19 protein-coding genes and 2 pseudogenes are annotated in these 22,434 nt (G+C 63.7%); 6 read left to right on the top strand and 15 right to left on the bottom strand.

Features of this window, described 5'->3' with window-relative positions; all coding sequences use genetic code 11:
- Positions 1–30 precede the first annotated feature (30 nt).
- The 3 genes from LB518_RS14655 to LB518_RS14645 all read right to left on the bottom strand — a co-directional run bounded on the left by LB518_RS14655 (position 31) and on the right by LB518_RS14645 (position 3,358).
- Complete coding sequence (locus LB518_RS14655) at positions 31–843, bottom strand: transglutaminase family protein (protein ID WP_224578263.1); 813 nt, start codon at positions 841–843, stop codon at positions 31–33.
- A 10-nt stretch (positions 844–853) separates the two neighbouring features.
- Entirely contained in the window at positions 854–1,795 is a 942-nt protein-coding gene (locus LB518_RS14650) for an alpha-E domain-containing protein (protein ID WP_224578262.1), read from the bottom strand.
- A 144-nt stretch (positions 1,796–1,939) separates the two neighbouring features.
- The gene (locus LB518_RS14645; protein ID WP_224578261.1) at positions 1,940–3,358 is read right to left on the bottom strand and encodes a circularly permuted type 2 ATP-grasp protein; all 1,419 of its coding nucleotides are present in this window, start codon (positions 3,356–3,358) and stop codon (positions 1,940–1,942) included.
- 312 nt (positions 3,359–3,670) lie between these two features.
- On the opposite strand from LB518_RS14645, the gene LB518_RS14640 reads away from it, so the two are divergent.
- Positions 3,671–4,558, top strand: coding sequence for a 2OG-Fe(II) oxygenase family protein (locus tag LB518_RS14640; RefSeq protein ID WP_224578260.1), 888 nt, complete (start codon positions 3,671–3,673; stop codon positions 4,556–4,558).
- Positions 4,559–5,095: 537 nt separating this feature from the next.
- Positions 5,096–8,176 (top strand): type 2 periplasmic-binding domain-containing protein, encoded by a 3,081-nt coding sequence (locus LB518_RS14635; protein WP_224578259.1) that lies wholly within the window; start codon positions 5,096–5,098, stop codon positions 8,174–8,176.
- A gap of 85 nt (positions 8,177–8,261) precedes the next feature.
- Here LB518_RS14635 and LB518_RS14630 read toward each other — a convergent pair whose 3' ends face one another.
- From LB518_RS14630 to map, 4 genes are all read right to left on the bottom strand, one after another.
- The gene (locus tag LB518_RS14630; RefSeq protein WP_224578459.1) at positions 8,262–9,650 is read right to left on the bottom strand and encodes a DUF1254 domain-containing protein; all 1,389 of its coding nucleotides are present in this window, start codon (positions 9,648–9,650) and stop codon (positions 8,262–8,264) included.
- Positions 9,651–9,943: 293 nt separating this feature from the next.
- Positions 9,944–10,462, bottom strand: coding sequence for a flavin reductase family protein (locus tag LB518_RS14625; RefSeq protein WP_224578258.1), 519 nt, complete (start codon positions 10,460–10,462; stop codon positions 9,944–9,946).
- A gap of 52 nt (positions 10,463–10,514) precedes the next feature.
- Entirely contained in the window at positions 10,515–11,216 is a 702-nt protein-coding gene (gene radC / locus LB518_RS14620) for a RadC family protein (protein ID WP_224578257.1), read from the bottom strand.
- Positions 11,213–12,046, bottom strand: coding sequence for a type I methionyl aminopeptidase (gene map / locus LB518_RS14615; RefSeq protein ID WP_224578256.1), 834 nt, complete (start codon positions 12,044–12,046; stop codon positions 11,213–11,215). The genes radC and map overlap by 4 nt, the downstream gene beginning before the upstream one ends.
- 187 nt (positions 12,047–12,233) lie before the next feature.
- Here map and LB518_RS14610 point away from each other — a divergent pair, with 187 nt between their 5' ends.
- From LB518_RS14610 to LB518_RS14600, 3 genes are all read left to right on the top strand, one after another.
- Positions 12,234–12,995, top strand: coding sequence for a competence/damage-inducible protein A (locus LB518_RS14610; RefSeq protein ID WP_224578255.1), 762 nt, complete (start codon positions 12,234–12,236; stop codon positions 12,993–12,995).
- 168 nt (positions 12,996–13,163) lie between these two features.
- A complete protein-coding gene (gpt, locus tag LB518_RS14605; protein WP_224578254.1) occupies positions 13,164–13,661 on the top strand; it encodes a xanthine phosphoribosyltransferase in 498 nt (165 codons plus the stop codon).
- 12 nt (positions 13,662–13,673) lie between these two features.
- A complete protein-coding gene (locus LB518_RS14600; RefSeq protein ID WP_224578253.1) occupies positions 13,674–13,994 on the top strand; it encodes a hypothetical protein in 321 nt (106 codons plus the stop codon).
- A gap of 16 nt (positions 13,995–14,010) precedes the next feature.
- On the opposite strand, the gene LB518_RS14595 is transcribed toward LB518_RS14600, so the two are convergent.
- The 5 genes and pseudogenes from LB518_RS14595 to LB518_RS14575 all read right to left on the bottom strand — a co-directional run.
- On the bottom strand, positions 14,011–14,751 hold the full coding sequence (locus LB518_RS14595) for a hypothetical protein (RefSeq protein WP_224578252.1): 741 nt from the start codon (positions 14,749–14,751) through the stop codon (positions 14,011–14,013).
- Between the two features lie 826 nt (positions 14,752–15,577).
- The gene (locus LB518_RS14590; protein ID WP_353619958.1) at positions 15,578–15,838 is read right to left on the bottom strand and encodes an ABC transporter permease family protein; all 261 of its coding nucleotides are present in this window, start codon (positions 15,836–15,838) and stop codon (positions 15,578–15,580) included.
- Positions 15,839–15,975: 137 nt separating this feature from the next.
- A pseudogene (locus LB518_RS14585) lies at positions 15,976–16,392 on the bottom strand (amino acid ABC transporter permease); the annotation flags it as partial.
- Positions 16,393–16,643: 251 nt separating this feature from the next.
- The gene (locus tag LB518_RS14580; protein WP_224578251.1) at positions 16,644–17,453 is read right to left on the bottom strand and encodes an ABC transporter permease subunit; all 810 of its coding nucleotides are present in this window, start codon (positions 17,451–17,453) and stop codon (positions 16,644–16,646) included.
- Positions 17,446–17,737: pseudogene (locus LB518_RS14575) on the bottom strand (transposase); the annotation flags it as partial. The pseudogene LB518_RS14575 and the gene LB518_RS14580, both read right to left, overlap by 8 nt.
- A gap of 219 nt (positions 17,738–17,956) precedes the next feature.
- Here LB518_RS14575 and LB518_RS14570 point away from each other — a divergent pair.
- A complete protein-coding gene (locus tag LB518_RS14570; protein WP_224578250.1) occupies positions 17,957–19,102 on the top strand; it encodes a LacI family DNA-binding transcriptional regulator in 1,146 nt (381 codons plus the stop codon).
- A gap of 26 nt (positions 19,103–19,128) precedes the next feature.
- Here the strand turns inward: LB518_RS14570 and LB518_RS14565 are convergent, their stop codons facing one another.
- The 3 genes from LB518_RS14565 to LB518_RS14555 are packed head-to-tail and all read right to left on the bottom strand — an operon-like array spanning position 19,129 to position 22,431.
- Positions 19,129–20,079 carry an amidohydrolase family protein gene (locus LB518_RS14565; RefSeq protein ID WP_224578249.1) on the bottom strand — a complete coding sequence of 317 codons (951 nt, stop codon included), beginning with the start codon at positions 20,077–20,079 and terminating at the stop codon, positions 19,129–19,131.
- Positions 20,076–20,951 carry an aldo/keto reductase gene (locus tag LB518_RS14560; protein ID WP_224578248.1) on the bottom strand — a complete coding sequence of 292 codons (876 nt, stop codon included), beginning with the start codon at positions 20,949–20,951 and terminating at the stop codon, positions 20,076–20,078. Before LB518_RS14560 ends, LB518_RS14565 begins: the two co-directional genes overlap by 4 nt.
- A gap of 16 nt (positions 20,952–20,967) precedes the next feature.
- Entirely contained in the window at positions 20,968–22,431 is a 1,464-nt protein-coding gene (locus LB518_RS14555) for a hypothetical protein (RefSeq protein WP_224578247.1), read from the bottom strand.
- Between the last annotated feature and the right edge of the window lie 3 nt (positions 22,432–22,434).

Below are 22,434 nucleotides of genomic sequence, written 5' to 3'. Positions count from 1 at the left end.
GTCGCAAGCGCTATGGCGCCGACATCACCGCTACTTTGACGCACCGGCTTCGGAAACGCGGATCGAGACCTTGGGAACCGCGCTCCAATCGCCATAGGCGGCGCCGCGCACGGGCGCCGCGGCGACCCGATCGAGGCCGATCGCAAGGCGGACATACGAATCAGTCGGGCAGAGATTGGTCGAGGGGTCGAAGCCGATCCAGCCGACGCCTTCGATGAACGCTTCGGCCCAGCCGTGCTCGGCCTGTGCCGGTTCGGTCGCATCCGGATGATAGAGATAGCCGCTCGCATAGCGCGCGGGAATGCCAAGATGGCGCGCGGCGGCGATGAAGACATGCGCCATGGCGCGGGGATCGCCCGTCTTGGCGGCGAAAGTCGCGATCGCCCCCTCGTCCGAGGCCTCGCCCGGCACGATCTCGTCATGCAGGCCGTCCATCAGCGCGTGCATGCGCGACAAGGGATCGCTGGGCGCGGCGGCGTCGATCACCTGTGCGAACGAGCGGATCGCGGCGTCCGACTGCGTCAACGGCGTGTCGCGCAGGAACACGGCGATGGGGAAGCGTTCCGACTGTCCGCGCACCATGCCGGCCATGTCATGCGTTTCCACTTCGCCGAGCGCGGTGATGGTGAGCCCGTCGAGCTTGCCCTCGGTGGTGAAGGACTGGACCATATTGCCGAAGGGATCGAGGACGCCGGCGAGGCGGCAGTCGTGATCGACCTCGATACGCCAGTTGACGACGAACTGGCCGTCATGGCCGCGCGGCGTCAGGCGCAGGGTCTGGATCGCGCCGGTGGTCGGCGGATCGAAGGCATAGACAGTTTCGTGAACGATCCTGAGGCGCATGTCAGGATCCTCAGGCGAGATACTGATCGGTGATGGCCTGGCCGAGACGCGTGTTCTCGCCGATCAGCTCGGTCAGGAACTCGTGCAGCCCACCCTGGAACACCTCCTCCAGCGTCGCATTCTGCAGCCGGTTGCGAGTCGAGCGCGCGACGCGCTGGGCCGGCCCTTGGCGGCCATAGGCGAGCGAAAGCTCGTCGAGGAACTCGCAGATCCGCGCATAGCAGGCGGAAAGCGAACGCGGCAGCTGCTCGTTCAGAACCAGGAGGTCGGCGACGAGCCACGGCTTGACGCTCTCGCGATAGACCCAGTGATAGGCCGTGTTGGCCGAGACCGAGCGCAGGATCGACGACCACTGGAAGAAGTCGAGACCGCCGCCGACGCTCTCATGCTCGGGCAGCAGCAGGTGATATTTGACGTCGAGGATGCGCGCGGTGTTGTCGGCGCGCTCGATGAAGCTGCCGAGACCCGAGAAGAAGAAGGCGTCGTTGCGGAGCATCGTCCGATAGGCCGAGCCGTCGAAGCGGAGCGATGCCTCTTTCACATAGGTCAGGAAGGCATTGAGCTTCAGGCGGTCGCCGGCGAGGCGGTCGAAATCGCGGAGGCCAAGCCAGGCGCCGTTGATCGCCTCCCACATCTCGCCAGTCAGCGCGGTGCGGACCGTGCGGGCGTTGACGCGGGCGCGTTCGAGGCAGGAACGGATTGAGGACGGGTTTTCCGGTGAAAGAGCGAGGAATTCGACGACGTTCTCCGCCGTTGCCTCCTTGCCGAGCGACTTGAACAGGCCGAGCGTTCCGGTCGCGGCGACGGCCGATTCCCATTCATTCGATTCGCCGGCATAGGCGATCGGCATCGCTGCCAGCCGATTGGCTGCATCGACGATGCGCGCGGTGTTTTCGGCGCGCTCCACATAACGGGCGAGCCAGAACAGATTGTCGGCGGTACGGCTCAGCACGGGCGGAAACTCCGGATGCAAAGGTCCCCGCCCCGCCACGACATGCAGGCGGGCGAGGGCGTCAGACCTTGGAACGCGAACGAATTTCGAGAACAGCGCCGCTTCTCCCGAAGGGAGGCGGCCGGAGCGAGGATGGCCTGTTCCTCACGCATCGAGCACCCATGTGTCCTTGGTGCCGCCGCCCTGGCTCGAATTCACGACGAGCGAGCCTTCCTTGAGCGCAACGCGCGTGAGCCCGCCGGGTACGATCCGCACCTTGTCGCCGCCCGAAAGGACGAAGGGGCGGAGATCGACATGGCGCGGCGCGATGCCGGACTCGACGAAGGTGGGCGAGGTCGACAGAGCCAGAGTTGGCTGAGCGATGAAATCGTCGGGATTGGCCTTCAGCTTGGCGGCGAAGTCGGCGATCGTCTTCTTGTCGGCGGCAGGGCCGATGAGCATGCCATAGCCGCCTGAGCCGGCGACTTCCTTCACCACCATCTCGGGAAGATGGTCGAGCACATATTTGAGCGCGTCGGGCTCGCGGCAACGCCAGGTTGGGACGTTCTTCAGGATCGGCTCTTCGCCGAGATAGAAGCGGACGATCTCCGGCATGTAGGAATAGACGGCCTTGTCGTCGGCGACGCCTGTGCCGACCGCATTCGACAGCGTGATATTGCCGGCGCGATAGGCGTTCATCAGTCCGGGCACACCGAGCGCCGAGTCCGGGCGGAAGGTCAGGGGATCGAGGAAATCATCGTCGAGGCGGCGATAGAGAACGTCGACACGCTTCGGCCCTTCGGTCGTGCGCATATAGACGACATTGTCGCGCACCTGCAGGTCGCGGCCCTCGACCAATTCGATGCCGAGCTTGTCGGCGAGGAAGGAGTGCTCGTAGAAGGCGCTGTTATAGGGGCCCGGCGTCAGCAGGGCGACGGTCGGATCCGACGAGGCCGAGCGCGGGGCGACGGACTTCAGCGTCGCCAGCAGGGCGTCGGGATAATTCTCGACCGGGGCGATCCGCTGCTCGGCGAAGAGATCCGGGAACAGACGCATCATGACCTCGCGGTTCTCCAGCATGTAGGAGACGCCGGAGGGCGTACGGGCATTGTCCTCGAGGACATAGAACGTCTCGGGATCGACGCGGACGATGTCGATGCCGGCGATCATCACATAGATGTCATGCGCTAACTTCAGCCCGGCCATTTCGGGCCGGTAGTAGGGATTGCGGTAGATAAGGTCGTCCGGCACATGGCCGGCGCGCAGGATCTCGCCCTTCGAATAGATGTCGGCGAGGAAAGCGTTGAGTGCCTTGGTCCTCTGCTCGAGCCCGCGCGCGAGAATGTTCCATTCCGGCTTGGTCAGGATGCGCGGGATGATGTCGAACGGGATGAGCCGCTCCTCACCCGCATCATCGCCATAAACGTTGAAGGTGATGCCGATGCGGCGGAACAGCAGCTCCGCCTCCGCGCGCCGCGTCACCAGAAGATCGGGTGGAGTCGATTCCAGCCAGCGCTTCAGGACTTCATAGCCCGGCCGGCAGCCATCACCGCTTGCGCCCATCTCGTCGAAGGCAACGCCCATTCCCGCCCTTACTCCCCTGCGTTCCCGATCAATCCGGCAAGCACTGTGCCAACGGCCGTGCCTTCTGTTCGTCCGGTTTGATCCTCGCGAATTCGTCTCACGATATTGCACATAACGCGCTCACTCTTGGCTAGTGCCAATCGGACGTCGTGATGATGTCGGGATGACGCGGCACAGAAGGCAGCATCTGCCGTGAAATTAGGCAGAGAGCGACCGCCGCAGCGCAACTGGATTGCCTCACTCGCGGCTTCGGGTTCATGATGCCGACAAAGCAGCGGCGCTTGCCGCGGCCAAAAACAGAGAGGGATTATCATGACTGCGTTCGATGCGAGGCGGGATGCGGTGCCGCATGAAAGCGGCATCATCGTCGTCGATTATCGTGATCCGAATGCACCGGCGCTGTTCGCCGAGTCGCTGCGCCGGACCGGCTTCGGCGTCCTCACCAACCACCCAATCCCACAGCCGCTTGTCGAACAGATCTATTCCGAATGGCTTGATTTCTTCGACAGCGAGGCCAAGCACAAATATCTCGTCGGCGAGAAGCATGACGGTTTCTTCCCGCCGGCCAAGGCTGAAACGGCGAAGGGCGGCAAGAAGCGCGACCTCAAGGAGTATTTCCACCTCTATTCGTGGGGCCGTTACCCTGATGAGGTCTCCGATGCGGCGCGGCGCTATTTCGGCCTGGCGCATGATCTCGCGGAGGAATTGCTGACCTGGGTCGACGACAACACGCCGGCCGAGGTCAAGGCGAAATTCTCGGTTCCTTTGCCTGAAATGATGCGCGGTAGCGAGGGGACGCTGTTCCGCATTCTTCGCTACCCGCCGCTGACCGGCGAGGAGGATCCCGACGCGATCCGCGCCGCGGCGCATGAGGACATCAATCTCCTGACGATCCTGCCGGCCGCCAACGAGCGCGGGCTGCAGATCCTCAATGGCGAAGGCGAATGGGTCGACGTGCCGTTCGATTTCGGTATGCTGGTCATCAATGTCGGAGACATGCTGCAGGAGGCGTCGGGCGGCTACTATGCGTCGACGACGCATCGCGTCGTCAACCCGGCTGGCGACTCGCGCTTCAAGTCGCGCGTGTCGATCCCGCTGTTCCTGCAGCCCCGGCCTGACGTCGTGCTGTCGGAGCGCTATACGGCTGGCAGCTATCTCGGCGAGCGGCTGAGGGAGCTCGCGCGTAACGACAAAACATAGACGGAACACCCCGCGGAAATCCGAAGAATCAGGCCGCCATCGAACTGTCGACTGCCACAATTGTGGCAGTTGCGTGGCGCGTCCAGGGGGTATAAGTTGCTGCCGATGTCAATAGCATGCTTCCACAGACCTGACGTCGAATGTCGGAGGTCGTATCATGAAGTATTTGCTTGCCCTCGCAGTTCTCGCGCTGTTGCTCACGCCCGTGTCGCTCGGAAATCAAAGCGCGCTGGCTGATCCATGCAATCCTCAACAGCAGAAGTGCTAGCCTGAGCCACTGCCGCTGAAGCCTGAACGATAGCTGCGTCAGAGCCTGCGCGCCGCTCCGCAATGCTGCGTTTTGCTGTCCGCATTCGACGGTCGACAAAGTTGAGATCGGGATCGATCGAGGCCTGTTCGCCATCGCAGGGCCCGGTGCCGTTCATCTGGCCGGTGAAACGCCGGGCAGCGGTCGTGGAAGACCGCGCGGCCGGACCGCCTGACATTGCCTTCAATGATGGTGCCCGGGTGTGATGTTGCGTTGCGTAGGGGGTGGAAGTGGACACAAACTCTGCCTATTGGCCGGACAGCGTCCCGACGACACTTTGGCAGTACGCCTCACTGACCCCGGAAGCACAACGGGACTTTCCCTTTGTCGGAATAGCCGTTTCCTGGGAGTTCGTCGTCGCCTTTCTGGCGGGTGTGGTCCTCATCTGTGCTTTTGCATGGAAACGCTTTGCCGAGCCCAGCTATGACGTCAATACCGACGCGTTCCGCGATTTCAAGAAGCTCAAGATCTGGAATTTGAAGGACAGCGAGTCCCTCCGGCGGGCTTATGTCATCTATTGCATCCTGCTCATCTTCATTTACGCGATGCTGTCGTTCTTTGGCCGCGTGATTTTCCAACTGGCCTCGCAGATCAATGTGTCCGGTCTTCAGGTCAGCGTCGGCTCGGTCGAATTCACGTCCTGGCGCTGGCCTCTGCTTCTGGCTGCCGGCATCGGCGGCCTGGCGCCGCTGCTCAATCCACTCATTCCAGCTGAAAACATACTGCGCCGGTTCGCGCATGAAATCGTCGGCATTCCGACGCGCCTGCGGGAAAAGGCAACCAGGATCAAGACGCTGATCGATGGCAATCCCGTCGAGGATGTCACGGCGCTCGCCAGCTATCCGGCCTGGGTGAGGAAGACCCTGGGACCAAAGCTTGCGAGCTATATTACGCTCAGCAAGAACCTCCATGCGGTTGTCGTCTGGTCCTACAAGGAAAATCTCCAGTGGTCCGACCCGGATATCAGACGAAAACTCGACGAATATGAAAGAGAGGTGCGAGACGAAGCGGAGGATGCGCTCGCGCTGTTCGACAGCCTGATCAATTCCAGTCAAAGGACAGGCGACAGCAGCGATAGCGCCTCGACGAGCAAGAATGATGAAAAATTACTGCTCGATACCTGTGTTGTCCTTGAACGCATCCGCGACGAGTTTGCCATCATCATGGCGATCTATGTCGATTATGGGTCCAAATTCGCGAACTTGAAGGACGATCTCAGGGAAACGATCATCAGCCGCTTTCGGGAAGAGGATAACAATCCGGCGACGGGCTTTCCGCTCTACATGCTGGCCGTCATCTTCACCGTCTACTTCATCTTCGTATGGATCCAGTGGCATCCGCCCATTTTTCGAGTGCCGCTTTCGGTATCCAATCTCACGCTGATTGCGGCTGCGGAAACGATCAAGCTGTTCATCCTGGTCTGGTTGCCGGCGACCACAATCGCGACGCTGGCCGAAGTCACAGATGGCCGGTTTTCGCGTGAGGGAATGCTTGAAACCACGGTTCTGTGGCGTGATATCGCGGGATTGCTGGCGGCGTTGGCCATTTCCGCTGGCGGCATGATGCTCTTCGCGATCCTGAAGACGGCCCTGGCCAGCCGCAATATCGAGCAGATGACGCAGTCTCTGCTCGGGTCGGAACGCTATATGGGAACCCTGTTTTTCTATGTCGTGCTCGCGCCCGTGTCTGGCATCTGCTATCTCGGCATCAACATTGTCCTGCGCTATCCGGACAAGTCCTTTGCGCGCCGACGCCTGTGGATCGCGGCGACAGCCGGGATAGTCACGCTCGTCTATCTCAGCTTCGTCGCGAGCACCTCGGCGGCCATCCCGTGTCGGCGTCTCATCGACGGGCACAACGAGCCGTTCGAGCTGTCGCTGTGGAGCATGTGGTGGGCGGGACGCGACAATCTCGAGACCTGCTTCGCCTATTATTCGACGCTGGACCTCCTGGTCATCTCGGCGTCGGTCTTCATCTCTGTGATCGGGCTCACAAGGCAGCATCGTCGTTCGCAGCAACGCTATGAGATCAGGAGACAGACCTCCTCCAAGGCCGCCAAAGCGGCCGCTCAAGCTGGCGTTCTCGCGCTGGCCGTGGTTGCCAGCGGCCTCGTCTTCGGGTTGGCGACACCCGCCCGTGCCGATGCCGCCAAATCGGCGATGCCGACGATCGTGCTGGGCTTTCGATCCGACATTCCACCATTCTCGTTCCAACCGGCCGGGCAGAGGAAGGACACGCCGCAGCCCTATCTCGGCTACGTCGCCGAGCTCTGTTACCAGATCTTCGAAAACAGTCCGTGGCAGATCGAGCAGCGTGTGATCGACCAGCCGCAGAGCCGGTTCAAAAGGCTTCGCGGACCGAATGATCCATCGCACGACAAGATGATCGCGAATGGCGGCGCGGACGACAAGATCGACGTTCTCTGCGATGCGACGACGCTTTGGCTCGGCGACAGCGAGCGCATGAACGCCGGCATCTTCTCGCCCATCATCTTCGTGTCCGGCGTCTCGTATCTCTATCGCTCGGCGCGACAGTATAACAGTGATCCCGTCCAGATCGGCTATCTTGCCTCATCCACGGCCGAGCGCGTCGCTTGGGAAATATGCACGGCCGACGTCCTGAAGGTGGGTACAGCCAACAAGCCGGCGGGCTGCGCCAGAGGGACGCCGTCAGCCTGTGTCGAACCAGAACCTGTCCCGGATGGCGCCGGCAGCGGCGTACCAGTCCAGAAGCCGACGCAGTCCCTGAGGGCGGTGTCGGAAATTTCGCAGTCCTACGTTCTTTGCCCGAAGCCAAGCCACGATGACCTCATCGCCTGGTTCTGCGAAGGGGCAGCGCGGGACAAGATCTATGCCGGCGATCTCGAGATCATCCAGGGAAAGGAGGCCGAGCGGCGTGCGCGGGGCGGCGACTGCCCCGGGGTCCAGCCGGCCGGAAAGACATATACCTATGAGCCCTATGCGCTGCTCGTCTCGCGGCACGACACGGAACTCGTCGCCTTCGTGCAGAGGCGGGTCTATGAGCTGTTCTCGCATCGCTCCGGGGCTAGAGCGCTCTTCGAGAAGTGGTTTCCCGGCCAGAACATGTCGCTCACGCTCGCTTGGCTATTCCTGCTTAACGGCGTGATGGACGAGGGCGACATGCTGCGAGGGCCCAAGGGGCCGCCGGAGGAAATCCCCACCTCGACTCTCTGCTCGACGTCGACATTGCCTGACGCCACCAAGGACTGGGACGCGAGCTGCCTTGACCCCCTGTCCAATAGTCCGTTCTTCAGAGGCGTTCGGACGACTGAACCTGTCCCGGTCCAGTGAACGGCGAACAGGGCGACGTCAATCGAGCGCGGTCCCGCCGCAGCCTTGGCTCCGGCGGGACCGGTATTGTTGAAGGCGACGTCTTTTACTGCGCGCCGATCGGCGCCAGCGCGGCGGCGCGCCGCACGACCGGTGGCACCCACTTGCCGGTGAGAGCGTCTGATTTCGGCGCATAGAGCCGCATGGTCAGGTTGAACGGTCCCTTCGGGGCCGGCAACCAGTTGGCTTCCGTCGCGCTGCCGGGCGAGTCCGGACCAATGGTGAGGTCGAGTGATCCATCAGGATTCGTGACGAAGGGCATCCAGCTCGAGACCGCGAAGCGGTTGAGTGGATTTGCAACCTGGAAGCCCTCGCCGTCATAGAGCGTGATCGACCAGAACGCATCGACGGGCGGCAGCGCGCCCTTTTCGAAATGGATGACATAATCATGCGCGCCGGTGAGCGGCTGGCCCTCGGCATCGGCCAGGTTCATCGGATAGATCGCGTCCTCGGGCAGATTGGCGCCGAGACCGAGCTGCGCGACGATGGCCCGCTTCAGATAGTAGTTGCCATAGACGCCCATCGTGTCGGTGTTCAGCGACCATCCATTGGCGATCCGCGCCAGCGTCGGCACCTTCCACTTCATCAGCGCCTGCGCGCCGGACGGGGCGGCTTCGATCGCTGCTTTGGTATCGGCGGAAAGCTGCGAGGCATCGAACGGCTTGCCGGGCTCGATGCCGATGCGCCGCATCTGCGCGAGGATCGGCTGGTCGGTGATATGCGGCGGATTCTCGCCCATCAGGCTCGCGCCATAGGCGAAATAAGCAGCCGCCGGCATGGTATCGACCTGCAGCTTCGGCGGGGTCTTCATGTCGATGGACGGATCGGGCTTGAACGGCGCCGAAGGCCCGGCATCCTTGCCCCAGGCGGAGATCGGCGTGATACGATAGCCCGCCTGGATCTTGTGAACGGCATCATAATCGGCCGGCCCATCCGTCTTGGTTCGGCCGATGATCCAGACATTCGGCGTTGGCGCTTCGATGCGCTGGGTGTCCGCCGGCAGGTTCAGGGCCGCTTGCCAGCCTTCCTTGAGTTCCGGACGCCAGCCGGGTGGGGTAACAAGGAAGTGGCCCTCCGCCGTCCCGGTGGTGCGCCAGCCGGGCGCTGCGAACACATCGCTCCACATGTCGAGCATAGGCAGGAGGTAATAGCGCCCGCCGGTATCCGGCGTCGTCACGACGACTGGCTCCTTCGTCAGGTCGAGCCAGCCGCTCGAATAGAGCGTATCGAAATTGGGCCGCACCACAGTGCGCATATCCGCTGCTGGAAACGCCAGAATATTGGCGAAGGCGTTTGCCGGTCCGCCGATACCCGAATCGGCCGGCATATTGATGAGCTGCCGGCGCGTCAGATCCATGGTGATGAGCGGGTAGAGATAGAGATACGCGTCGACCGCGATTGCGCTCGCTTCGTCCTTGCTCACCGCAGGCGTCATCGACGTGGCATGCGACGGTGTGGCGGCCACCAGGGTGGCGGCCACCGCAAGCGTTGCGGCCTGCCAGCCGCGACGGGGCGGCCGGCTCGGCTGGCGTGACGATACGGATGTCCTTAGTGCGGATCGTTGCATTCCGAAATTCCCCCTGACCGGACGGTACGGCAGGCTCTGCCGCGCCCGTGTTCGGCGCAACTTCGCCGGTCAAGCGGATATCCAGGTAGCCATTTTGCGACAGCGTGTGACGCAGATCGCTTTGCGAGCGCGATCGGCCCGGGGGATCCTTGACAGCGGGGTCAAGCGGGCTCGCCGACACCTCGCCAGCTCTTGCCACGGAAAAAGATGAGGGGCTCGCTGTCCGCACCGATGTGAACCGCGAGGACCCGGCCGATGACGATCGAGATATCGCCGTGCTCGATGATGTCGGTCACCGCGCAATCAAAGGCGCCGAGCGCGGATTTGAGGATCGGCGCCCCGCTGGAAAGCGTCATCCATTGCTCCGGTGCGAAGCGCGCGGCGCCGGAAAGCTCGCTTCGGCCGGCGAAGGCATCGGCGAGCGCGCCGGCTTCTGCCGGCAGATAGTTGATCGCGAAGTGGCGGCGGGCGAGCACACCGGCCAGCGCGTGGGTCTTGCGGTCGATCGAGACGAGCATCGTCGGGGGATTTGCCGTCACATGGCTGGCGGACAGACCGAGAAAGCCGGTTGGGCCGTCATCGCTGTCCGATGTCACGACGGTCATCCCGGTCGCCCGTTGGCCAAGCGTGCGCCAGAAGGTCTTTGCGTCGATCTCGCCCGGCGAAGCCGCATCGGTCATCGAAGGATCTCCATCTTGATCGGGATTTGCGCCAATAGATGCTTCAGAGGGATCAGATCAGCTTCAGCCCCTTGAAGCTGACGGTGCCGTTGCGGCCGATGATGAGATGGTCGTGTACAGCGATGCCGAGCGGGGCGGCGATGTCCACAATGGTCTTCGTCATCTGGATGTCGGCGCGCGAGGGGGTCGGATCGCCGGACGGATGGTTATGGACGAGCACGATCGCGGTGGCGGAGAGTTCGAGCGCCCGCTTCACCACCTCGCGCGGATAGACCGGCGTGTGATCGACCGTGCCGGTCTGCTGAACTTCATCGGCAATGAGCGCGTTTTTCTTGTCGAGGAACAGGATGCGGAACTGCTCCTTTTCCTCATAGGCCATCGCCACCCGGCAATATTCGATGACCGCGCTCCATGAGCCGAGCAGGGGCCGTTCGCGAACGGCGCCGAGTGCCAGCCGCTTGGCGGCGGCATGAACGACCTTGAGATGCAGCGCGACCGAGGCGCCGACGCCCGGCACCTCCATCAGCCGCGCCTCGGGCGAGGCCAGCACTTCGGAGAAGGTGCCAAAGCGAGTGATCAGGGCCTTGGCAATCGGCTTGGTATCGCGACGCGGCACTGCGGCGAACAGGATCAGCTCCAGCAGTTCATAGTCGGCGAGGGCGTCGGCTCCACTGTCGCGGAACCGCGCCTTCAACCGCTCGCGATGGCCGAGAAAGTGCGGCGGTGCGTCCGCCCCGTCTTCGAATCCGCTCATGCGCCGGTCGGGTAGGGCGGGCAGGTATAGCCGCGCGGCGAAAGGGTGAAGATTTCGCAGCCAGTCTCGGTCACGCCGACGGTGTGCTCGAACTGGGCGGACAGCGAACGGTCGCGCGTGACGGCAGTCCAGCCATCCGAGAGGACTTTCACATGGGGACGACCGAGATTGATCATCGGCTCGATGGTGAAGATCATACCGGGGCGCAACTCGATGCCTTCGCCTGGATTGCCGTAATGCAGGATATTCGGCGAATCGTGGAAGAGGCGGCCGACGCCGTGACCGCAGAAATCGCGCACTACGCTGCAGCGTTCGCCTTCGGCAAAGGACTGGATCGCATAGCCAATGTCGCCAGTGGTGGCACCGGGCTTCACGGCGGCAATGCCGCGCATCAGCGATTCGTAAGTCACCTCGACGAGCCGCTCGGCCGCGCGCTTCACATTGCCCACGGGATACATGCGGCTCGAATCGCCATACCAGCCGTCGAGGATGAAGGTGACGTCGACATTGACGATATCGCCGTCGCGCAGCGGCTTCGCATCGGGAATGCCGTGGCAGACGACATGATTGATCGAGGTGCAGGTCGATTTCGTATAGCCGCGATAGCCGAGTGTCGCCGGCAGGGCGCCATGGTCGGCGCCGAATTCATAGACATAACGGTCGATGGTGTCGGTCGGCACGCCCGGCCGCACGATATCGGCCAGGCCGTCGAGGCAGGCCGCGGCGAGTTGCCCGGCGCGATGCATGGCTTCAAACGCCTGGGGCCCATAGAGGCGGATCTGGCCGTTGTTCTTCAATGGGGCGGCATCGGCATCGACATAAGTGACCATGGAAACGCTCCCTCGTTCCGAAGCACAGCATTCCTCTGCTTCCGGAACAAGCCTGTTGCTGACGAGGATGGCAACGATCTGGCGCATCGGGCAGCGAGATACAAGGGTTTTGACGTCGCGGCGGCGTTGAGCGGCGCGCGCTGAGCGGCTACATCTCGGCGCGGATCAGCATCAGGAGACGGCGGACATGACGGCAGGCGGCAGCGAGACGGCGCACAGGATCGTCACCGCGGCGATCCTGGTGATCGGCGACGAGATTCTTTCAGGCCGGACCAAGGACAAGAATATCGGCTATATCGCCGAATATTGTACGGCGATCGGCATCGATGTCCGCGAGGTCCGCGTCGTGCCGGATGTCGAGGACGACATCATCGCGGCTGTGCGTGCGCTTTCGGACCGCTATGATCACGTCTTCTCGACCGGCGGCATTGGGCCGACGCATGACGACATCACGGCCGACGCCATGGCGAAGGCGTTCGACGTCACGATCGATCACGATCCGCGCGCCGTGGCCATCCTGACGACGCATTATGGCGAGGCCAATATCAACGAGGCGCGGATGCGCATGGCCCGCATTCCGGCCGGCGCCGACCTGATCGATAATCCCGTCTCGAAGGCGCCGGGCTTCACCATCCGCAATGTCCATGTGATGGCCGGCGTCCCGGTCATCATGCAGGCGATGCTCGACGCCGTGACCGCGACGATCCCGACCGGCGCCAAGATGCTGTCGGCCACCGTTCCCGCCTCGATGGGCGAGGGGCGGATCGCGGCTGGCCTCGGTGCCATCCAGAAGGATTTTCCGGATGTCTCGATCGGCAGCTATCCGAAAATGCTCGACGGGGGCTTCGCGACCGACATCGTGCTGCGCTCGCGGGAGCAGGCAAGGCTCGATCTCGCGGTCCGCGCCGTCGAGGGGCTGATCGCCGGATTGCTCGTGCAGCCGCGCTAGGCTGCCTGCGGCGGCACGCGGCCGAGCCAATGGCTGCATTGTCGGGACAAGTCCGGCGATGACGGCGGAACAGTGTGCTTTCCTGTGGAGCGCAAGTTCTGGCAGATTGCATGCTGGCGCATGGCATTCCATGGCTGGGGCGAAATCAAGATACGGGGATAAAAAGCCATGGCGGATGCGCGAAGCGACAAGGCCTTTCCGGTCTCGTGGGACCAGTTTCATCGGGACGCGCGCGCGCTGACCTGGCGCCTTTCGGGCGACAAGAAATGGGAGGCGATCGTCTGCGTCACCCGTGGTGGCCTGGTTCCGGCGGCGGTGGTCGCGCGCGAACTCGGCATCCGCATCGTCGAGACGGTGTGTGTCGCGTCCTATCACGACTACCAGGAACAGGGCTCGCTCAAGGTCCTGAAGCCAGTCAGCCAGGCGGTGATCGACCTCGCTGGCGGCGCAGGCGCGGGCATTCTGGTGATCGATGACCTGGTCGATACCGGCAAGACGGCGCGCCTCGTTCGCGAGATGCTGCCGAAGGCGCATTACGCGACGCTCTATGCCAAGCCGCTTGGCCGCCCCGAGGTCGACACGTTCATCACCGAAGTGTCACAGGATACGTGGATCTACTTCCCCTGGGATATGGGGCTGACCTTTCAACCGCCGATCGTCGGCTGAGGAGATGAAACGATGACCGAGCCGACTGAAGACGCCGAGTTCGAGGCTTTCGCTGAGGAATATGAGGAGCACCGCGGCGCCCTGTTCGAGATTATCTCGGACTATGCCGACGAACAGGAACTGGACGACGGGCTTCTCGTGGCGCTGCTGCTCGATCTCGCCGTGACGGCACGCATGATCGCCTATGCCGACACCGTCGAGAAGCCGTCCGCTTCGGGCCTGCGCCTCGAGCTCGACCGCTTCCTTAAGGATGCCGGCGACCATGTCCGCGAAGTGAAGAAGGGCGCCGAAGAGTTCATCGCCGATATCCGCAAGGAAAACGACGAGAACTGAACGGCGCCATCCGGTGTCAGACGGTCTCCGCCATCGCCTCGAAGGCATTGCGGGGACCGCTCACCGTGAGGCCGATCGGCTGACCGGCCCCGTCGGTCGCGCTGAACGTCACAGTCTCGCCCGCCACTCCGCGATTCCAGGCTGCGACCGCGCGTGCGGCAAGATGCAGATGGACGTCGGCTTGGATCACGTTGACATAGGAATGGCCGAACTTGATCGCTTCAAGCGGTCCGGTCCATGACTGTTCGGCGCCCGACCGGCGAACGCTGAGCGTCACGCTCGCAGCGCTGGCGCTCGCCGCCACGAGCGGAACACCGCCGATATCCGCGGCGTCGACAGGAACAGTCGTGCGGGGCAGCGGTGGCACATAGGGCAGCGGAGCGCGGGCGAGGCCTTCGAGCGCGGCGTCGAATTTCTCCGGCCCTTCCAGCGCCGTGACCTTGATCACCGATACACCGTCCGCATCGAGGAAATCGACATAGGTCAGTACGGTGTCATGCGGCGTTTCGCTGACATCGGCGACGATGGCGGCGATGACGGACGGGTCAATGACGGTGCGGGCGGCGGCATTCTCGGCCACGAGCAAGCCGTCCTCCAGTCTCAGACCATCGAAGATGCCGATCCGCTCGAGCAGCGCGCCGGGCGCGCGGACGCCGACCAGCGTACGGCCCATGGCGCGTGCGCGCGACAGGATCTCGAACGGTTCGAGGGGGAGGGACTGGCGGTGGGAGATGGGCGTGGCAGGGGATTCGTTCATGGCAAGCGGAGTCCTGGCGGCTCGGGTCCAGAGGTATCAAAGGTGAGCGAGCCGTCGTGGTGCCACGATTCACTGCACGGCCCTTCCTAGCAGCCGAAGAAAGCAATGGAAGCCGAAATTTGTGATGGAGGCGTTTTCGCCGTCTTGCCGGACTATCGCACAGCCGCACAAAATGACAGAACTCCGCCGGCGCGGGCGTGGCGAAACTGGTAGACGCAAGGGACTTAAAAAGCCCTTCCTCTGCCATCGGGCAAACAAGTCGGCGCGTCTAGAAGCTCTTGTTTTTCAACGCGCTCCTCATGCGCGCAGTCGGAGGTTGGGATAGCCAGATCCGTTCCTAGGTGCATCATAGGTGCAGCGCGCTTAGGATAGAAGCAGCGCGCTTAGGATAGAATCGGCGGCGATAAGCGGACGTGGCGAAATCGGTAGACGCAGCAGACTTTTGAAATTGGAGTGCCTGCGGGGAAATCCGTAGAGTAGAACCGCTCAAAGTCGGGGAACGCTAACGGGCAGGAGCCCTAAGCCGATCCCGAGCCAAGCCCCGCTGGGGGAAGGTGTAGAGACTGGACGGGCGGCACCTAAAGCCTTTGGGCCACGGTGAAGGGACAGTCCAGACCACGAACGCCAGATGGCGGCGGCGAAAGTCGAAGTGGCAAGAAAATCTGCTTCTCATTGAGAGTACGGGTTCGAGCCCCGTCGTCCGCACCAAACACCATTGGCGCAAACGCCTTGATGGAGACGCGTCCCCTAGGGGAGTGCTGTGGCCCGGATATCTTTCTTTCGATACTGCGAGCAGGCGTTTCGAAAACGGTTCCCTGATGCCTTGCTATCTGCCGCCGCGCAGAAATCCTTCGAGCCACAGGCTGTAGCGCGAGGCGGCGAAGGCGAGCGTGAAATAAACCGTCGCGGCGAAGGCGTAGGCTTCATTGTAGAAGCCGATCCAGTTCGGGTCGGTCGCAGCGACGCGGGCGGTGTTGAGGAAGTCAAAAAGGCCGATGACGATGACAAGCGTCGTGTCGAGGAACAGGCCGATCGCAAGGTTGACGAAGGCGGGGATGACGGCGCGCAGCGCCTGCGGCAACAGCACGAGCCGCGTCGTCGCCCACCAGGAGAGGCCGAGCAACCGGGCGGCTTCGGACTGTCCGACGGCACGGCCTGCAGTCCGGCGCGGACGATCTCGGCCATATAGGCGGAGACGAAGAGGATGATGGCGACCTGCGCCCGCGCCAGCTTGTCGGTCGACGCGCCGGCCGGCAGCATCAACGGGAAGAGCAGCGTCGCAACATAGAGCACGGCAATGAGTGGCACGCCGCGCAGCGCCTCTATGAAGCCGACCGAGAGCAGCCTGACGAGGCGCAGCTTGGATCGCCGCCCCAGCTCCAGCGCGATGCCGAGCGGGAAGGCGCCGGCAAAGCCGACCGTCGACAGGAGAACCGTCAGCGGGAAGCCGCCCCATTTCTCGGTGCCGACGAAGCGGCCGCTCGGTAGCCCGGCGAGGATCGCGACCGCGAGGGCGATCGTGCCGAGCCACAGGAGCGGCAGGTGCCGCGTCCAGAAGCGCGGGATCGCGGTGGCGACGAGCAGCAGGGCGATCAGCCCCGTCGCACTCGCGGCCTGCCAGTCATAGTCGCGCGGATACATGCTGAAGGTGATGAAGCGCGCCTTCTCGCCGAGAAACGCCCAGCAGGCGCCCGATCGCACCGCGCAGTCCTTCGCCGTTCCGGTCCAGACCGCGTCGATCGTCGCCCAGCGCAAGAACGGCCAGACCACGGTCGCACAGAAGAGGAGGAAGGCGAGGGTGATGGCGATGTTGAGCGGCGTGCCGAACAGCCCTTTCATCCCGCGCTGCCAGGCTGATGGCCCCCGGCGGCTCGTGTCCGGCAGCACGAGCGTCATCGCTGCAGCCCTTTCAGCACCTGCCGTGCATTGTATCGGTTCATGGCGAGCGAGACGGCGGCGCAGATGAGAAGATAGATCGCGACCATGATCATGATGACCTCCAGCGCCTGGCCGGTCGGGTTGGCGGTGGTGTTGATGATGTTGACGAGGTCGGGATAGCCGATCGCGACGGCGAGGCTCGAATTCTTGGTGAGGCTCAGATAGCTCAACGTCATCAGGGGCGTGATGACGCGCAGCGCCTGCGGCAGCACGATCAGCCGCATGATCTGGCCATTGCCGAGGCCGACGGCGCGTCCCGCCTCCCACTGGCCTTTGGGCACCGATTGGATGCCGCTGCGCACGATCTCGGCGATCAGGGCCGAGGCGTTGACGAAGAGACCGATCAGGAGCGCCGAGAATTCCGGCGTCAGCGACAGTCCGCCGGAAATGTTGAAGCCCCTCAGCGTCGGCAGGTCGGCCCGGATGTCGCCATGCAGCGCGAGGCCGGCGATGCCGAGCAGGAGGATCGCGAGGCCGATGCCGGTGGCAACGCGTGGGCTCCAGCCGCGACGCCGGAGGGCGAGGCCGGCCAGCAGCGCCGCGAGCGGAGTCGCAAGGGCGAGCGCGCCGGCAAACCCGCTCGCGAAGTGGATAGCCGTACTAGAGAGGCCGCGATTGGTCAGGAGGACGCCTGGCAGCGGCACCAGTTCCTGGCGCGGCGAGTGGAGCGCATGCAGCGTCGCGCTCCAGAAGAAGAGCTGCAGCAGGAGCGGCGTGTTGCGGATCAGCTCGCCGTAGGCCGGCGATCGCCCACCGCACGGCATCGAACGGGGCTGCAGGCGTGATCAGTTTTTCCCAGGAGGTCCTTCAGCACGGCGTTGTCGAGCCTCTGCTCGGCCAAAAGCTCCTTCAGCCGCCGGTTCCCTTCCTCGAGCGCGCGCAGACGCCCAGTCTACGGAACCGTCATCCCGCCGAACTTAGCCTTCCACTTGTAGAGGGTCGTCTCGCTGATCCCGTGCTTCCGGCAGAGGTCCGACGGCTTCATCCGGGCCTCGTGCTCCTTCAAGACGCCGATGATCTGCTCTTCACTGAAACGGCTGCGCCGCATGGTCCTGCTCCGGTGATCTGCTCCCTGAGAACTTGACCGATTGAAGTTGGAGTTTTCCGCGGCAGTGACCAGCATAATGCTTACCGTTGGAACTTGATCGGCAAAGGGCTGAAAACCGGCTCTTGATGCAGCGCGCGCTATAGGGTCAAAAGGATCGAGACCGAAGGCCAATCGACGGCTTCTCGCCATTGGCCAGTTTGTACCAATTGCAGTGGGCCCATGGACAGTATTCGGCCACAGAGAAAGAAGTCTTCAGCGGACCTGTCGGCCCGGCGAAGGCGCGGCGATGGGCGTCCTACCATCGCCGACGTGGCGGCGCGGGCCGGCGTTGCCGCAATCACCGTGTCGCGGGCGCTGAGCGATCCGTCGCTCGTATCCGACACGCTGCGCAAGACCATCGATGAAGCGGTGCAGGCGCTCGGCTACGTCCCCAATCTCAGCGCCCGGACTTTGGCGTCGACGCGATCGTCGGTGGTCGGGGTTCTCATTCCGTCCCTTTCGCAGACGGTTTTCACCGATGTATTGCGCGGCGTTTACGATGGTGTCGACGGCAGTCCGTTGACGGTCCAAGTCGGCAATACCCGCTATGACGAGGCCGAGGAGGAGCGGCTGATCAAGGTCTTCCTCCGTGAAAAGCCTGCGGGCATGATTGTGTCGGGCATCGACCAGACGCCCGAGGCGCGGCGGATGCTCGAAGATGCGGGATGCCCCGTCATCCAGATCATGGACCTCTCAGCCGATCCGATCGACCAGATCATCGGCTTCTCCCATTACGGTGGCGGACGCAAGGTCACCGAACACCTGATCGAGGAGGGCTATCGCCGGATCGGCTTCATTGCCGGCTGGGTAAGCCGTCGTTCGTCGGGGCGGCTCGACGGGTATCGGGATGCCTTGGCGGCCGCGGGCCTGCCGCAGCCCAGCCTCGAGCATTCGTTTTCACCTGGCTTCATGCCAAAACTCGCCGATGCATCGGAGACGCCCACAGGCCGGCCGGTGCTCGAACTTGCGACGCCACGCGTTGGCCGCGAATTGTTCCGGGCGGCGATCGCGGCGAATCCCGGGCTCGATGCGGTGTTCTGCAACAATGACATCCTGGCGCTGGGCGTGCTGTTCGAATGCCAGGCCCAGGGCATCCGCGTCCCGGAGGATATGGGCATCGCCGGGTTCAACGACCACGACTACATGGAATCGGCATTTCCCTCACTCTCGAGCGGGCGCACGCACCGCTATCGAAACGGCCTCGATGCGGTCGTCGCTATCCGCAGGCGGCTTGGCGGCGCACCGGTCGGCGAACGCGTGATCGACATGGGCGTGGAGGTGATGAAGCGGCGCAGCACCGACCGGTCAGGCAAGCGACGCGACTAGCGGCCTGGCGGCAGGGGCGCGGGTTATCACCCGCGCGATTGCGACAATTCCGGCAGCGCCCGCTGCAACACGGTTTCGAGGTGCCCGCCGAGCGTACCCTCGCCACCGGCAGCCAACCAATCCTGGACCAGCCGGCCGGCGAGTTCCTGCCGCACCGGCAGGCCGTTGGCCCAAAGCCCGGCGGAAACCTCGTTGATATAGGTCCACGGGTCGAACGGCAGCGCGAGCGGCGCAGGCCGGTGCGGGCGAGCGAAATAGATGCGCTCCGCATTGCCGCCCAAGAAGGCGGCGCGCTCATCCGCCGTCGGTTCGAGGAAGTCGATCCAGGCCATCGCCGCCGGCATCGTCTCGTTACGCCAGAACAACAGCGGCGCTTCTGCACCCCACAGGATCCGTGACCAGCCGGTGCGGGCGACGATCGAGCGCGCCCACAGCCGGATGGGGGATGCCGGATAGCCGCCATGGCGCGAGAACACGACGGCGAAGCGAGGATGGGCAAAGAGGCTGGCGACAGGATCCTGCTCGAGTTCGTCCGGTTCGCCGCCGCCGGCAAAGTGGCCGCCGATCACCGTGAGGCCCTCTTGGCGCTGAAGGGCATCGTACAGGGCCCGCGCACAGGCAGCCTCGGCCAGCCGGCCGACCGCCAGCACGACGCCGCCCGCTTCGCCAACGATGTCGAGGAGGAACGGCCGTTCGAGCACGTCGCCGGCTGTCAGGCGCAGGCCCGTGAAGCCGGCGGCGAGTTGGGCGCGGGCGCCTGCCGCGATCTCGGCGCGATCCTCGCCGAGCGGCACGCCGAGACCGCGAAAGATCTCCGGCTGCTCGGTGAACGCCGCGTGAATGCCGGCGAGATCGGGCGAGCTGTCGAACGAACTGAGCACGGCCTTCCCGATACCCTCTCGCCGCATGATGCGTCTATAGTCTGCGACGGTCTGGAAGCGGGGCAGGCCGGTATGGGAGTACGCATCGACGATCATTCGGAATCTTCCGCCTTGTAGACGTCCGCGGTCATCCGCGGCAGCGCCGCCAGGTCGAAGGCAGGCGTGAACCGTTCCAGCAATTCGATGTTCTTGTCGACCTCATGCGGCCAGCGCATGCCGACGATAGGAGCATGCACGCGGGAGTCCGACAGCGCGAATTCGAGGCAGACCTGGAATAGATCATGTGCCGGCTGCCATTCCGGCGCGAGGGTGCGAGCCGCGCGCTGAAAGATGCCCGACGTCATGGTCCTCATCGTGACGATGCCGACCTCTGCCTTGGCGCCGTCGATGAGAAAGTGCTTGGCGGCATGCTGGTAGATGAAGTTGTAGGCAACCTGGTAGACGTCGATCTCGGGGTGGGCGAGGAACTGGATTGCCGTCCATGGCTCCTCGGCGGTCAGGCCGATGAAGCCGATCTCGCCCTTCTGCTTCAATTCCATCAGGCCCTCCAGCGGGCCACCCTTGACGATGTGTTGGTATTGCTCGGCGGTGAACATGCCACCGTGAAACTGAACGATGTCGAGCCGGTCTGTGTTCAGCCGCTTGAGGCTTTCATGCACGCTGTCGATCGTCGCCTGCTTGCCCATGCCTTCCCAGCGGACCTTAGTCGCCAGCACCGTTTCGGCGCGGCGGGTCTTCATCACCTCCCCGATGATACGTTCGCTGTTGCCCTCGCCGTAAGCTGGAGCCGTGTCTATGTAGTTGATACCGTTGTCGAGCGCGTAGTTCACGGTCCCGATCGCGGTGGCTCGGCCCGCGGCCGACCACGGATCCCAGTCATTGGCACGGTTGACGCCACCAAAGGGATAGCCGCCGAGCGCGATGCGGGAGACCGACAGTCCGGTGCGACCGAGGGTGATCTTCTTCATGCCAGGTTCCTTGGATCTAGAGGTCGGCCAGTGCGGTCTTGACGCCCGAGAGGTTATCGAGCCGCATCTCCGAATATTTGCGGCCCAGCACGATGCCGGTGGCGCCTCCGTCGAAGGCCGCGCGAACCGCGGCGCTCACGCGCGCCGGGGTGGTTTCGATTAGGCCTGGGCCGGCGGTCAGGTCGGCGTCGATCATCGGTGTGTCGCCGATCGAAACCTCCGCTGCCGGCTGCGCGTCAGGTTCCCCGACCGGGATGTCGATGCCGATTCCGGCCCAGATGGTGCTGCGGCCCTCGCGCCCGACATCGGCGCGTGCCACCTCGCGGCGGACATAGTCTGCCGACAGCCCGGTCTGCGGCAGCTCATCGAGCGCGCCTTCGTCGAGACCGAGCATTTTCAGCAATACGGGATAAACAGCAGTCGGATCGGCGTCGCCGAATACGGCGCTGGCGATGTTTCGCACGAAGCTCGCGAAACGCGGACCGCCGGCATCGTGATAGGTCGAGATCTTGAGGAAGTCGGCGATGTGGCTCAGGTCGGCGTAGTTCTGGCCGGCGCGCTGGAACGGGCTGAAGCCGATGCCCTGGTGGAGGTCCCAGCCGACTTTCATGTCGGGGCGGAACGATCGGACGGTTCCGAAGATATCGCGATAAAGCTGATGTTGGCCGTCAGCCCAAAGCGACTGCCAGGCAAGGATTTCGGGGTAGGTCAACAGCAGTCGCCAGAAGCTCGCTAGAACCCCGTCGGGCGGGCGGTTGCCCTCGGATACGGCGGCATTGAGGAGAACCATCTTGCGCTGGCCTTCCTGCGCCCGGCGCCAGTCGATGCCGCGTTCGGCGGCTCGCGCCTTGCAGTGCGGGCAGTAGCAGACGATCAACCCGAGACCCTGCCGAGTCGGCTCTTGCAGCAGGCGGTCCAGCGGGCCCGGACGGGCCGAGCTGAAGGCGAGGCCATTCAGTTCATAGCTCTTTATGTAGTCCTCGACGATGGCGAGGACCCAGTTGCGATAGTCGGGGTTGTTGAAGCAGGGGCGGCGCGCCGGCTTGTTCCAGATGTCGACTTCGAGGCAGTGCTGGAAGCCGGGCAGGCGGCGCAGTTCGCGGGCGTGGCTGCTTTCATCGAAATAGGCAAAGCTCTTGAGCCCGCGAGGTCTAGCCTCGGCGATGACGGCCTCGAGCATATCCCAGTCGGAATATTCCGGTGCGCGGCCGGCCGGGCCCAGGACGCTGCCCCGGTAGTATTCAGGGTGGATATTGGCATAGTTGCCGCCGCGCCAGTCGGGCTCGTATTCCGCCTTGCCGTGATCGGGAAAAGGGCGCCCCGGTTCCGCACGGCCGCCGCTGGCACGGTTCCAAGTCGGTGTCGCGAGCCACAGCGTGTTGACCCCGGCGCGCGATTGAACCGTATCGAGGACGTTTCCCACGCCCTCGTCGATGAAGGAAACCGCGCCGATCTGAATGGCGATGGTGCGTTCAGTCATGAG

Origin of the sequence: Mesorhizobium sp. BR1-1-16 (genome assembly GCF_020165495.1) — a bacterium.
Taxonomy (GTDB): Bacteria; Pseudomonadota; Alphaproteobacteria; order Rhizobiales; family Kaistiaceae; genus Kaistia.
This window is presented reverse-complemented; position numbering and strand designations above follow the sequence as displayed.